Origin of the sequence: Brevundimonas sp. (assembly GCF_046293315.1) — a bacterium.
In the GTDB taxonomy this organism is placed as follows: Bacteria; Pseudomonadota; Alphaproteobacteria; order Caulobacterales; family Caulobacteraceae; genus Brevundimonas.
The window spans coordinates 62,767-75,481 of the sequence record NZ_JBKBPF010000010.1 but is presented as its reverse complement, the minus strand read 5'-3'; the positions used below and the strand labels follow the sequence as shown (position 1 = coordinate 75,481).

Annotated in this window: 15 protein-coding genes and 1 tRNA gene; 12 read left to right on the top strand and 4 right to left on the bottom strand. The window is 67.8% G+C overall.

The features are described 5' to 3' along the window. Window positions 1-86: 86 nt before the first annotated feature. Window positions 87-344, bottom strand: a complete 258-nt coding sequence (locus ACK4SE_RS10575; protein ID WP_409692219.1) for a hypothetical protein — start codon at window positions 342-344, stop codon at window positions 87-89. Between the two features lie 155 nt (window positions 345-499). Between ACK4SE_RS10575 and ACK4SE_RS10570 the strand changes: the two genes are divergently transcribed. The 9 genes from ACK4SE_RS10570 (at window position 500) to ACK4SE_RS10530 (ending at window position 7,077) form a co-directional block, all read left to right on the top strand. After that, window positions 500-2,254, top strand: coding sequence for an ATP-binding protein (locus ACK4SE_RS10570; RefSeq protein ID WP_409692216.1), 1,755 nt, complete (start codon window positions 500-502; stop codon window positions 2,252-2,254). A gap of 81 nt (window positions 2,255-2,335) precedes the next feature. Next, window positions 2,336-2,412 (top strand) — tRNA-Lys (locus tag ACK4SE_RS10565). A 71-nt stretch (window positions 2,413-2,483) separates the two neighbouring features. Further along, window positions 2,484-3,233, top strand: coding sequence for an ATP12 family chaperone protein (locus ACK4SE_RS10560; protein WP_409692214.1), 750 nt, complete (start codon window positions 2,484-2,486; stop codon window positions 3,231-3,233). A 79-nt stretch (window positions 3,234-3,312) separates the two neighbouring features. Beyond that, window positions 3,313-3,759 (top strand): hypothetical protein, encoded by a 447-nt coding sequence (locus tag ACK4SE_RS10555; RefSeq protein ID WP_409692212.1) that lies wholly within the window; start codon window positions 3,313-3,315, stop codon window positions 3,757-3,759. Further along, window positions 3,756-4,049: a winged helix-turn-helix domain-containing protein gene (locus ACK4SE_RS10550; protein WP_409692209.1), complete on the top strand. Its 294-nt coding sequence runs from the start codon at window positions 3,756-3,758 to the stop codon at window positions 4,047-4,049. The genes ACK4SE_RS10555 and ACK4SE_RS10550 overlap by 4 nt, the downstream gene beginning before the upstream one ends. Window positions 4,050-4,257: 208 nt before the next feature. Next, a complete protein-coding gene (locus tag ACK4SE_RS10545) occupies window positions 4,258-5,790 on the top strand; it encodes an acyl-CoA carboxylase subunit beta (protein ID WP_409692206.1) in 1,533 nt (510 codons plus the stop codon). 14 nt (window positions 5,791-5,804) lie between these two features. Next, window positions 5,805-6,689 (top strand): DUF2971 domain-containing protein, encoded by an 885-nt coding sequence (locus ACK4SE_RS10540; RefSeq protein WP_409692203.1) that lies wholly within the window; start codon window positions 5,805-5,807, stop codon window positions 6,687-6,689. Between the two features lie 48 nt (window positions 6,690-6,737). After that, window positions 6,738-6,896 carry a hypothetical protein gene (locus ACK4SE_RS10535; protein WP_409692200.1) on the top strand — a complete coding sequence of 53 codons (159 nt, stop codon included), beginning with the start codon at window positions 6,738-6,740 and terminating at the stop codon, window positions 6,894-6,896. A 1-nt stretch (window position 6,897) separates the two neighbouring features. Further along, window positions 6,898-7,077: a hypothetical protein gene (locus ACK4SE_RS10530; RefSeq protein WP_409692198.1), complete on the top strand. Its 180-nt coding sequence runs from the start codon at window positions 6,898-6,900 to the stop codon at window positions 7,075-7,077. An 85-nt stretch (window positions 7,078-7,162) separates the two neighbouring features. Here the strand turns inward: ACK4SE_RS10530 and ACK4SE_RS10525 are convergent, their stop codons facing one another. After that, window positions 7,163-7,576: a GIY-YIG nuclease family protein gene (locus tag ACK4SE_RS10525; protein WP_409692194.1), complete on the bottom strand. Its 414-nt coding sequence runs from the start codon at window positions 7,574-7,576 to the stop codon at window positions 7,163-7,165. A gap of 173 nt (window positions 7,577-7,749) precedes the next feature. On the opposite strand from ACK4SE_RS10525, the gene ACK4SE_RS10520 reads away from it, so the two are divergent. Beyond that, window positions 7,750-9,444 carry a bifunctional protein-serine/threonine kinase/phosphatase gene (locus ACK4SE_RS10520; RefSeq protein ID WP_409692192.1) on the top strand — a complete coding sequence of 565 codons (1,695 nt, stop codon included), beginning with the start codon at window positions 7,750-7,752 and terminating at the stop codon, window positions 9,442-9,444. Here ACK4SE_RS10520 and ACK4SE_RS10515 read toward each other — a convergent pair. Together ACK4SE_RS10515 and ACK4SE_RS10510 are read right to left on the bottom strand one after the other, a co-directional pair. Then, the gene (locus tag ACK4SE_RS10515; protein WP_409692189.1) at window positions 9,441-10,175 is read right to left on the bottom strand and encodes an arginyltransferase; all 735 of its coding nucleotides are present in this window, start codon (window positions 10,173-10,175) and stop codon (window positions 9,441-9,443) included. The two genes, ACK4SE_RS10520 and ACK4SE_RS10515, sit on opposite strands and share 4 nt — an antisense overlap. A gap of 106 nt (window positions 10,176-10,281) precedes the next feature. Continuing rightward, complete coding sequence (locus ACK4SE_RS10510) at window positions 10,282-11,181, bottom strand: flagellar motor protein MotB (RefSeq protein ID WP_409692187.1); 900 nt, start codon at window positions 11,179-11,181, stop codon at window positions 10,282-10,284. 126 nt (window positions 11,182-11,307) lie between these two features. Here ACK4SE_RS10510 and ACK4SE_RS10505 point away from each other — a divergent pair, with 126 nt between their 5' ends. Next, window positions 11,308-11,814 (top strand): flavin reductase family protein, encoded by a 507-nt coding sequence (locus ACK4SE_RS10505; protein ID WP_409692184.1) that lies wholly within the window; start codon window positions 11,308-11,310, stop codon window positions 11,812-11,814. Then, complete coding sequence (locus ACK4SE_RS10500; protein ID WP_409692181.1) at window positions 11,811-12,674, top strand: NAD(P)-dependent oxidoreductase; 864 nt, start codon at window positions 11,811-11,813, stop codon at window positions 12,672-12,674. The genes ACK4SE_RS10505 and ACK4SE_RS10500 overlap by 4 nt, the downstream gene beginning before the upstream one ends. The last annotated feature ends 41 nt before the right edge of the window (window positions 12,675-12,715 follow it).

The following is a 12,715-nucleotide window of genomic DNA, read 5'->3' as shown; positions in this document are numbered from 1 at the left end:
TCTCCGGCCCGCCAGGAAGGTGAGGCGACTAAAGGCCACCGCCGTGGAGCATCTCCATGTGGCGGTCTGACGGCGGGAACCGGGCCTCAATAGAACAGGGTCTCGCTTTCCGGTTGCACCGATTCTTCGGAGCTTTCGGGCGGCGGCGGCAACTGGGAGTAGTCGGTGGGGGGTGCATCGGATGTGCTGGCGGACGTCTCGACGCCCACATCCCCGGCGGCGGGGGCGGACTCCATCGGCGGCGGCGGCAGGTCGTCGCGCTCGGCGCTGCGGTAGGCCTCGTCGTCGCACGCTGCCAGACCTGAGACGATGGAGAGCGCCATGATCAGCTTGAATTTGTTCATCTTCAGTTCCCGACCCGGTAAGGCCCAGTTACGGCTGCCAACGCTTGACCCGTGCTCGCGTTCCATTCCCGAGCCCGCAACATCCGTCAAGGTATGGAAACCAATCGTTTGCACTGTGGCGGATACCCTTGTTTCATAATTGGGAGGACGGGGGCATGGTCAGGTCCGGATACGTGGCGGTGGCGAAGGCGCGCGCCAGGGAATTGCCGACCCGCCTCGGCCTGGCCCTGTTCATCGGCGGGGCGGCCATGGTCATGGCGCCGTCGATCTGGCCGGTGGTGTGGTTCTCGGCGATGCTGGCCGGACAGGGGCTCGACTGGCTGGCGTTCACACCCTTTCGAGCGGACCTGGATGAGCCGCAGCTGGTTCAGCGCGTCGTCTGCATGATCACCGCCGCGCTGAACACCGCCATATACTCCTCCATCGCGGTCTATCTGTGGTTCCGGGGCGGAGAATTCGGGCCCCTGTTCGCCATGATCCAGGTGGCGGGCGGTCTGCTGCATGTCAGCCTGCATATGCACCACGTTCGCGGGCTGCTGATCGCCTCGGTGGTTCCGCACGCGACTTACTTCCTGGGGCTGCCCCTTCTGGCGCTCTTGGTGACGCGCGATCTGGCGGCTGTGGCGATCCTGATCGCGGCGCTTCTGTACGTTGCGCATCTGGTGGTGGCGGTGCGGCAATCCATGCGGACGGCGGGGGACATGCGCGCGGCCAGGGTCGAGGCGCTGATCCAGCGCGACCGCGCCAAGGAGGCCAGCGACGCCAAGTCCGAGTTCCTCGCGGTCATCAGCCACGAGATCCGCACGCCGCTGAACGCGGTGATCTCCGGGGCCAACCTGCTGCGGCGCACGCGGCTGGACGCCCAGCAGCGCGAGCACGTGACCATGCTGCTGGAAGGCGGCGACATTGTGCTGGGCCTGCTGAACGACGTGCTCGACTTCTCCAAGATCGAGGCCGGCAAGATGCGGCTGGAATCGGCCGAGATGAATGTGCGCAACAAGCTGGCGGCCCTGCGTCGCCTGTGGGAGCCCAAGGCCACCTCGCGCGGGGTGCGAATGAACGTGGCGATCGACGACGCCGTGCCCGACACGGTGCGCACCGATCCCCTGCGGTTCCAGCAGATCCTGTTCAACCTGCTGTCCAACGCCGTGAAGTTCACCCGCGACGGGGCGATCAGGGTGAACGTCGGCTGGAACCAAAAAACCTCCATGCTGACGGCCGAGGTGCATGACACGGGCTGCGGCATCGCGGCCGAGCAGATGGACAGCATCTTCGACAGCTTTGAACAGGCTTCGGTCGGGGACACGCGGCGCTATGGCGGCACGGGTCTGGGGCTGGCCATCAGCCGGCGTCTGGCCCAGGTCATGGGCGGCGACCTGACGGTGAGCAGCGCGCCCGGCGAGGGCTCGACCTTCACCCTGACGGTGCGGGTGGAGGCTGTGGAGGCGCACCAGAAGATCGAGGCGCCGACGGCGCCGCGTCGCGCCGCGGTCTCGTTGCAGGGGCGTTCGATTCTGGCGGTGGACGATCATGAGGTGAACCGCAGGATCCTGGGCCTGCTGCTGGAGCCGCTGGGCTGTCGCCTGACCCTGGTCGAGAACGGGGCCGAGGCGGTGGAGGCGGCCGGCGTGGAGGTCTTCGACGCCATTCTGATGGACATGCAGATGCCGGTGATGGACGGGCTGGAGGCCACGCGCCGCATCCGCGCCGGGGCCGGTCCCAACGCCGCCACGCCGTTGATCGCCCTGACCGCCAACGCCATGGAGGTGCACAGGGCCGCCTGGGACGCGGCGGGGGTCCACGCCTTCCTGACCAAGCCCATCGACGCGCCGCTGCTGGCGCGCACCCTGGGCGAGGCCTGCGCCGAACCGCGCCAGACCGTCAAAACAGGCGTCGAAGCCGCAGCCTGACGCCGCGCGAAAAAAGAGGCGCCAACCCGTCTTGCCCCGCCGGGGCGACATCCGTATGGTCCGCGCCGCTTCAAGGTGTGGGAGCCCCTAGCTCAGTTGGTTAGAGCATCTGACTTTTAATCAGAGGGTCCTCGGTTCGAACCCGAGGGGGCTCACCATCCCCACGGCGCCGAATGCGGCGTCTGCGCGTTGAAGCCGCGACCGTCATTTTTTCTGATCGGATAAGCTGATGGCCGATACGCCGTCCCGGCGCCCAGCGGGCTTTGTCGAGTTGGCGCAGGATCAGGTGCGCCGGTTCTGGAAGACCGTCAGCGTCGAGCCCGGCGGGCAGGGCTGGGCCGTCCGGCTGGACGGCAAGATGCCGAAATCTCCGGCGGGCCACAGTCTGGTGCTGCCGACGCAGGCCGCCGCGCAGATCGTGGCCGAGGAATGGGCCGGGCAGGGCGAGGTGCTGATCCCCGCCACCATGCCCGCCACGCGGCTGGCCTTCACCGCCATAGACCGGGTGCGCGAGGTGCGCGAGGCGGTGGCCGACGAGATCACCGCCTACGCCGGGTCAGACGTGATCTGTTATCTGGCCGATACCCCGGACACCCTGGTCGAGCGTCAGGCGCGGGACTGGACCCCGTGGCGCGACTGGGCCGAGCGGGAGCTGGGCTGCGTGCTGATCCCGGTCGCGGGCATCGTGCACCGGCCGCAGGCCGATGAGGCGCTGGCGGCGGTGCGCAAACAGGCGCTGGCGCTGGACGACTACGCCCTGACCGGACTGGCCATGGCCACCCCGCTGCTGGGCTCGGCGGTGCTGGCGCTGGCGGTGCAGCGCGGCGCGCTGTCGGGGGCCGAGGCGTTCGACCTGTCCCGGCTGGACGAAGCCTTCACCGAGGACCGATGGGGCGTGGACGAGGAAGCGGCCGAGCGGGCCGAGGCCCTGCGCGCCGAGGCGGTGATGCTGGAGCGGTGGTTCGCGGCGCTGCGTTGATTTTCCAGTCTGGAAAATTATCACTTGACGATGTGGAAAGTCAGCCTCATTTTCCAGCATGGAAAGTGAGGAGTTCGCCATGACCCAGAATCCTGATCCGCGAGAGGCGTTGGACGCCGTCGCTTCCGCTCGCCAGACGGTGCCGGGCGAGATGAAAAACTCGTTCAGCTACGACATCGCCTACGGGCTCTGCTGCGGCCTGCTGGTGGCGGGGCAGGGGCTGCCCACGCCGTGGTCGGCCCTGGCGCTGGTGGTGTCCATGGTAGGGCTGGTGGGCCTGATCCACTGGTGGAAGCAGAAATACGGCTGGTGGGTCAGCGGCTATTCGCCGAAGCGCGCCCGCTGGGCGGCCATCGGCCTGGTCCTGGTCCTGTTCGGCCTGATGGGGCTGTCCATCTGGGGCAAGGCGGCCGGGATCGCCTGGACGCCGCTGGCCACCGGGGCGGCGGGCTTCGTCGCTGCCGTCGTGGGCGGACGCGTATGGATGGCGGTGTGGAAGCGTGAACTGGCCGAGGCGGGCGGATGACCGCCGTTCCCGTCTTCGATCCGGTGATCCACGCGCCGGGGCGGCTGCAGATCTGCGCCATCCTGTCCCGCATCGACGAGGCCGAGTTCGCCATGATCCGCGACGCCATCAAGGTGTCGGACTCGGTGCTGTCCAAGCACCTGAAGCAGCTGGAGGAGGCCGGCTATCTGAAGCCGCGCAAGGCGGCGGTGGACGGGCGTCAGCGCACCTGGCTGTCGCTGACGGCCAAGGGACGCAAGGCCTTCGCCGCCCATGTGGCCGAACTGACGCGGCTGGCGGGGGTGGCGTAATCCTCCCCCACCGGGGGAGGGGGACCATGCGCAGCATGGTGGAGGGGGTCTGTCCGGTTCACCGGTCGGAAATCTCGAGTGCAAACAAGCCGTCTGTGCGGCGGAACCACCCCCTCCACCGCTTCGCGGTCCCCCTCCCCCGATGGGGGAGGATTGCTTGCCACCGCCGCCGCGTCTCCTTAAGCCTCGCTCATCAAGGAGACACCATATGCACGATATCCTCGAACAGCTCGAGAAGCGCCGCGAAGCCGCCAAGCAGGGCGGCGGGGACAAGCGCATCGCGGCCCAGCACGCCAAGGGCAAGCTGACGGCGCGCGAGCGCATCGACGTGCTGCTGGACGAGGGCTCGTTCGAGGAGACCGACATGTTCGTGGAGCACCGCTCCCACGACTTCGGCATGGAGGATCAGCGCATCCCCGGCGACGGGGTGGTGACGGGACGCGGCACCATCGGCGGACGGCTGGTCTATGTGTTCTCCAAGGACTTCACCGTGTTCGGCGGCAGCCTCTCGGGCGCCCACGCGGCCAAGATCGTCAAGCTGCAGACCATGGCCCTGACCAATGGCGCGCCGATCATCGGTCTGTTCGACGCGGGCGGGGCGCGCATCCAGGAGGGGGTCGAGAGCCTGGCGGGCTATGCCGACATCTTCCTGCAGAACACGCTCGCCAGCGGCGTCATCCCCCAGATCAGCGTCATCATGGGCCCGTGCGCGGGGGGCGATGTCTATTCGCCCGCCATCACCGACTTCATCTTCATGGTGAAGGACACCTCCTACATGTACGTCACCGGCCCGGACGTGGTGAAGACGGTGACCAATGAGGTGGTCAGCCACGAGGATCTGGGCGGCGCCCGGGTCCACGCCACCAAGTCCGGCGTCGCCGACGGGGCGTTCGAGAACGATCTGGAGGCGCTGTCGGAAGTCCGGCGTCTGGTGGGCTTCCTGCCCCTGTCGAACCGCGAGAAGCCGCCGGTGCGCGAGAGCTATGACGAGCCCCAGCGCGACGAGCCCAGTCTGGATACGCTGGTGCCCGCCAATCCGAACCAGCCCTATGACATGAAGGAACTGATCCTGAAGGTGGTGGACGAGGCGGAGTTCTTCGAGATCTCCGAAGGCTTCGCGCGCAACATCATCACCGGCTTCGGCCGGCTGGACGGCCAGACCGTGGGCGTGGTGGCGAACCAGCCGCAGGTGCTGGCCGGGGTGCTGGACATCGATGCGTCGAGGAAGGCCGCGCGGTTCGTGCGGTTCTGCGACGCGTTCGGGATTCCGCTGCTGACCTTCGTGGACGTGCCCGGCTTCATGCCCGGCACGCGCCAGGAATACGGCGGCCTGATCAAGCACGGCGCCAAGCTGCTGTTCGCCTATGCCGAGGCCACGGTGCCCAAGCTGACCGTCATCACCCGCAAGGCCTATGGCGGCGCCTATGACGTGATGAGCTCCAAGCACCTGCGCGGCGACGTCAACTACGCCTGGCCCACCGCCGAGATCGCCGTCATGGGCGCCAAGGGCGCGGTCGAGATCATCTTCCGCAAGGAGGCCGGCGACCCGGAGGCGCTGGCGGCGCGCGAGGCGGAATACAAGGAGCGCTTCGCCAATCCGTTCGTCGCGGCGTCACGGGGCTACATCGACGACGTGATCATGCCCCACGGGACGCGGCGGAGACTGATCCGGGCGCTGGGGACTTTGAAGAACAAGCAGCAGGAGAACCCGTGGAAGAAGCACGATAATATTCCGTTGTAGGGGAGGGTATCCACGTGAATGAGGCTTATGACGCGCTAGCGCAGAAGTATGCTTGGCGGGACGTGCCGACTCCCGACGAGGTGCCATCCGTTCTCTATCATTATACTGATGCCGCAGGCTTGATTGGTATATTGACATCTGGGAGGCTCAGAGCGACTGACTTCAGGTATCTTAATGACATTAGTGAAGTTGTTCACACTGCACGACTTCTAATGGGTATGATTGCGGAAAAGATCAAAGACGGGGCGACGCCCACTGTCAATCTATTATACAGTAGCCTCTTATCGAAGGGTTCGTTTCTGTCCGAAGCCGAACAGACATTTATATTTTCGATGACTGAGGAGCCAGATTCGCTAAGCCAATGGAGAGGATATGCAAGGGAGGGAAAAGGTTTCTCAATCGGACTGAATGCTCAAGTGCTAGCAGAGCAAAACCTCGATGATGAAGGTCAGTTCACGCTTCGGAAGGTAGTTTACGACGAACAGAAGCAACGTAGGAGCCTAGCGTTAGCTCTCGATGCGTTTGAGAAGCAGTATGTTTCGGACGTGCGCCGGAAGCGAGATAAAGAGGCGCTCAGTGAGGTGATATACGAAGCATTATCCGAAATGGTCATCGTTAGAGGATCGACAAATAAACATAAAGCCTTCGCCGTTGAAAGCGAGTGGCGGCTGGTTAGTTTTGCTGAGGAGCCACACGATGTTGATGTTCGCGCGCGCGGTGGCGAACTAGTGCCTTATATCGAGTTCGGAGCAGGCCGGAGTAAGCTGCCCGTGGACAGAATCGGTATTGGTCCCGGTTTTGGCGCGAGCAAACAACTGCAAGCGGTCGAGGTGTTGTGTCAGAAATTTGGCTACGAGCCTGAAATATACTTGGCAGATGCGCCGTTTCGCCCGCTCTAGCGACGCGTCCTCAAAGGTTCTGAGATTTTCAGAGTCTGCGGACACCAAATGACCAACCTCCTCTTCCTCTGTTCCCGCAACCGCCTGCGCTCGCCCACGGCGGAGCAGGTGTTCGCCAATCGGCCCGGTGTGGAGACCGCCTCCGCCGGGCTGGCGCCCGATGCGGAAGAGCCATGCTCCGCTGATCCCGGATCAAGTCCGGGATGACGTGGCATGGGCCGACATCATCTTCGTCATGGAGCGCGCCCACCGCGCGAAGCTCCAGCGCCGGTTCAGGGCGCATCTGAAGCGGGTCCGGGTGGTCTGCCTCGACATCCCCGACGACTACGCCTTCATGCAGCCGGAGCTGGTGGCGTTGCTGGAGAAGCGGGTGGGGCGGTTTTTGTGACTGTGGGGTGCTGTCCGTGCGACGCCGGACACTCCGTGAGTCTGGATCGTCCGGTCAGGCCGGACGATGACGGAGAGGCCGGTATTCAGGTTTCATCGGTGCGCCAGCCCTTGGGCAGGGGGCGGGGTCTGGGCGGTTCGGGGGGCCTGGGCATCCAGTCCCGGTAGGTGTCGGGGTCCGGCGGCATGGCGACGCCGCCGGTGACGAGGCTGTCGTAGAGGTCGGACCAGTCGGGGTTGGTGCGCTCGATCAGGGCGGTCTTCCAGTCGCGGTTCCAGCGTTTGAGGCGCTTCTCGCGGGCGATGGCCTCGATCATCCGGTCATGGACCTCGTACCAGACGAGGCGGGTCAGGCCGTATCGTTTGGTGAAGCCGTCGCCCTGGCCGGTGCGGTGCTCCCAGATGCGGCGGATCAGGTCGCTGGTGACGCCCACGTACAGCGTGCCGTGCATGCCGCCGGTCATGATGTAGACGCCGATCAGCCCGCCCTTGGTGACCATCGCCCCCTCCGTCGTTCGGAACGCCGAAGGAGCGAGACGACCACGGTTTCGACGGAGTCTCTGGGCCCTCCGGTCAAGCCGGAGGGTGACGGGATGTGTGGGATTGCCATCCCGCACTGCACAATCCATGCTCGGTCCCCTGACGTCTCCAGCAAGGGGGCCAGCGAGGGGATATGCCGGACGACAGGCTGGAGGTCGCGGCGGGGTTCGCTACGGAGCGGGGGCCGCGGGCGGATAATCAGGACTTCGGCGGGGTGCACCTGGGCTCGCCCGAGGAGCAGCGCCTGCATGGGGTGATCGCGGCCATTGCGGATGGCGTCGGCGGGGCCCGGGGCGGGCGCGTGGCGGCCGAGCTGGCGGTGCGCAGCTTCATCGACGGCTATCTGGACCAGAAGCCCCTGTCTGGGGTGGCGGCGTCGGCGACGGCGGCCCTGCGCGGGTTCAACCGGTGGCTCCATTCCACCGGGCGCAGCGACCCGAAGATGGAGGGGGCGGCGGCGACCTTCACAGCCATGATCCTGCGCGGGCGCGAGGCCACGGTGGTCCATGTGGGCGACAGCCGGGCGTGGCACTGGCGCGACGGGGTTCTGACCCGCCTGACCGACGACCATGTGCTGAACCGGCCGGGACAGGATCACATGCTGTTCCGCGCCGTGGGCATCGAGTCCGATGTGAAGCTGGACGTGCGGGTGCAGGCGCTGGAGCCGCACGACCGGCTGCTGCTGACCACGGACGGGGCCCACCGGGTGCTGAACGAGGGGGAGATCGGCCGCATCCTGGGCCGCCGCGCCTCGCCCGACGCTGACGCCCAGGCCATCGTGCAGGCGGCGCTGGAGGCCGACGGGCAGGACAACGCCACCGCCATCGTCATCGACGTGATCCGCACCGGGGCGCTGGACTGGGCGTCGCTGGGGGCGCGCAGCGAGGGCCTGCCCATGCCGCCGCCGCCCAAGGCCGGCGAGATCGTGGACGACTGGCGGCTGGAGCGACAACTGGCCGACGGGCGGCACACGCGGCTGTTCGTGGCGCGGGACACGCAAGGGGGCGACCCCGTGGTGCTCAAATTTCCCAAGCCGGGGGGCCTGCCGGAGGCGGACCTGCGCGCGATCCTGCTGCGCGAGGCCTTCATCGGCCAGCATGTGGACAGCGCGCACCTGGGGCGTACCCTGCCGGTGGACCCGGCGCGCCAGAGCCGGCTGTACAACGTCCAGCCCTTCCATGAGGGCGGCACACTGCACGGGCGGCTGTCGCGGGGCGAGCCGATCCCCATGCCCGAGGGCGTGGCCATCGCGGCCTGTATCGCGCGGGCGGTCATGGCCCTGCACCGGCAGGGGGTCGTGCACCGGGACATCAAGCCGGACAATGTGATCCTGAGCCCGGACGGCGGGGTCAAGCTGATCGATCTGGGCGTGGCCCGGGTGGAGCGGGTGGAGGAGACCGGCGCGCGGGCGCCCGGCACCCCTGGCTTCGTGGCCCCGGAGATGTTCGCGGGCGACAGCGACGGGGACGAAAAGACCGACCAGTTCGCCCTCGGGGTGACGCTGTACCGGCTGTTCGCGGGTGAGGCGCCGTGGGGCGAGATCGATCCGGACAGCCGCCTGCCGTACGAGCGGCCCACGCCCCTGACGCGGCGGCGGCCGGACGCGCCGGCCTGGCTGGAGGCGGCGATCATGCGGGCCATCGCGCCGGACCCGGCGCACCGCTGGGCCGATGTGCAGGATCTGGTGCAGGCGCTGGAGAGCGGCGGGGCGCTGGCGGTGGAGCCGCCGCGGCAGATGTCGCTGCTGGAGCGCGACCCTGTGCGGTTCTGGAAGGGGGTCAGCCTGGTCCTGCTGATCGCCCTGATCGTGTCGCTGGTGTTGGGCTAGACCACCAGCGTCCAGCCGAGGGGGCGCAGGACTTCCATGGGGCGGAAGCGGCCCTTGTAGTCCATCTTGGTGGAGCCCTGCACCCAGTAGCCCAGATAGACATAGGGGGCGGCGATCAGTTCGGCCTGGCGGAGGTGGTCCAGCACGGCGAAGACGCCCAGGCTGCGGCGCTCGAGACGGGGGTCGAAGAAGCTGTAGACCATGGACAGGCCGTCCGCGAGCAGGTCGGTCAGGCACACGGCAACCAGCTCGCCCGGGCCGCCGTCGTCGGAGGGCAGGCGGTACTCGATCAGGTGGGTCCGGACCGCCGTGTCCTCGACCATGGCCACATAGTCCTGCCAGGTCATGTCGGTCATGCCGCCGCCGGGGTGGCGCGTGGTCAGGTAGCGGCGCAGCAGGTCGAACTGCTCCATGGTGGCCTCGGCCTCGACCAGGGCGCGGCTGAGGTCGGCGTTGCGGTTCAGCACCTTGCGCTGGGACCGGCTGAAGACGAAGTCGGCCACCGGCAGGCGCACCGAGACGCAGGCGTCGCAGGTCTCGCAGGCGGGGCGGTAGGCGATGTTCTGGCTGCGGCGGAAGCCGGCGCTGGTCAGCTGGTCGTTGACGTCGGCGCCTTCGGAGAAGGGCAGGTTGGCGAAGACCTTACGCTCCACCTGTCCGGGCAGGTAGGGACACGGCGCGGTGGCGGTCATGAAGAACCGCAGCCGTCGGGTCGGAATGTGTTGGGTCACGCTCCCACAACCTGCACGAAATCAGGTCGATACTTCGACCTGTGTGGATTTGGGAGCAAATCGCCGCCCGCCGCAAGCGCGTTCGCGCGAGAGGCGGGGCGGCGGGTCACAGACTGGTGTCCGTGGGCAACACCGGGGCCTCGCGCAGCAGCACGATTGAGATGCGCCGGTTGCCGGCCAGGGTGGGATCGTCGGGATAGAGCGGGTCCGACCCGGCCTTGCCCGAGACCTGGTAGACCCGGTCCGGATCGACGCCGGCGCCCTGCAGGATCTGGCGCGAGGCGTCGGCGCGGGCCGAGGACAGCGGCCAGTCGCCGGGCGCGCTGGCGCGGCGCTGGCCGGCCACGGCGCTGGTGTGGCCGGTGATGGTGACCCGGTTGGGCAACTGGTTGATGACGCGGGAGACGGCGCGCAGCAGCACCCGGGCCCGCTCGTTGGGCTGGGCCGAGCTGTTGTCGAACATGGAGCGGCCTTCCTGATCCACCAGCTGGATGCGCAGGCCCTCGGGGGTCTGGTCGATGATCAGGTGGCGCGACAGCTCGGCCAGCTCGGGCATGTCCTGCATGGCCTGACGCAGGGAAGCGGCGGCGCTGGCGAACTCCTGGGCCTCGCGGCGGGCGATCTCCTCGCGCAGCTCGCTTTCGGTGGCGGCGGCCAGGTTGCTGCTCTGGCCGGCGTCCTCGACCTGGTCGGGGGCCTCGGGGGCCAGCTGTTCGATGACCGAGCGGGAGCCGGAGCCCTGGGCCCCGTCGTCGCCCAGGGCGGTGCCGCCCAGGATGCCGCCGGAGCCGCTGGTGGTGGCCGAGACGCTGGCGGGGGCGAAGTACTCGGCGATGCCCTTCTTCTGCTCCGGATCGGTGGTGTTGATCAGCCACATGAGCAGGAAGAAGGCCATCATGGCGGTGACGAAGTCGGCATAGGCCACCTTCCACGCGCCGCCGTGGTGGCCGTGGCCGGCGACCTTCTTGACCTTCTTGATGAGGATCGGACGATCGCTCATGGACATGGAACGCACCCCGCAATGGTCAGATGACCTAGCCTGAATGAGGTTAAGGCGGGGTTTCCCGAAACGGGACGGTTGCCACCGCCGCCCGCGCCGCCTAGGTCCGGGGGAGCCGACCGTGGAGCCTGCGTGACCATCGATCCCCAGACCGACGCCGACACGCCCGAGCCCGTGGCCTATCGCCGGGCGCTGGGCGGCTTCGCCACCGGCGTGTGCGTGGTGACCGCCGACACCCCCGACGGGCCGCTGGGCGTCACCATCAACAGCTTCACCTCCGTGTCGCTGGAGCCCCGTCTGGTGCTGTGGTGCATGGACGAGGGCTCGCAGCGCTGGAAGGCCTTTGAGGCTGCGGAGCGATTCAGCATCCATGTGCTGGGCGCCGACGACCGGGACATGGCGGCCCGCTTCGCCCGGGGCGACTGCCGGCTGAGGGACGACGAATACGACCGCGTGGGCGACGCCGCGCCGCGCCTGAAGCACGCGGTGACCCGGCTGGATTGCCGCACGCACCAGCGCCTGCCCATGGGCGACCACATCACCATCGTGGGTGAGGTGGAGAGCTTTGCGGCCGATGGCGGCGACGCCCTGGTGTTCTTCCGGGGACACTACGGCCGCCTTGGGGAGGATCGCCTGTGACCATCGCCTTCGCCGGACTGGGGGTCATGGGCGGGCCCATGGCCGGGCATCTGGTCAGGGCCGGGCACGCCGTGACCGGCTTCAACCGCTCGCCGGACAAGGCGCGAGCCTGGGCCGAGCGGCCGGGCGGCGCCTTCGCGCCCACCGTGGCCGGAGCGGCGGCGGGGGCTGACCTGTTGATCCTGTGCGTCGGCAATGACGACGATGTGCGGCAGGTGGTGGGCGAAGCCCTGCCGCATCTGGCGCCGGGCGCCGTGATCGTGGACCACACCACCACCTCGGCCACGGTGGCCCGGGAGATGGCGGCGCTGGCGGCCGAGGGCGGGCGGGCCTTCATCGACGCCCCGGTGTCAGGCGGGCAGGCGGGGGCAGAGAATGGCCAGCTGACGGTCATGGCGGGCGGCGACGCGGCGGCCTTCGCCCGGGTCGAGCCAGTGCTGGCGGCCTATGCCAAGGCCATGCGCCTGATGGGGCCGTCGGGGTCCGGGCAGCTGACCAAGATGGTCAATCAGATCTGCATCGCCGGGCTGGTCCAGGGCCTGGCCGAGGCGGTGCACTTCGCCGAGAACGCCGGGCTGGACGCCGGGGCGGTCCACGCGGCGATCTCGAAGGGCGCGGCCCAGTCGTGGCAGATGGACAACCGTTGGGCCACCATGAGCCGGGGCGAATTCGACTTCGGCTTCGCCGTGGACTGGATGCGCAAGGACCTTGGGCTGGTGCTGGACGAGGCCCGCGCCAACGGCAGCCATCTGGCCGTGACGGCGCTGGTGGACCAGTTCTATTCCGAGGTTCAGGCCATGGGCGGGAACCGGTGGGACACCTCCAGCCTGGCGGCGCGGCTGCAAACGAAGACCCGCTAGGGTCTGTCCCTATAAATCCGTCATCCTCGGGCTTGTCCCGA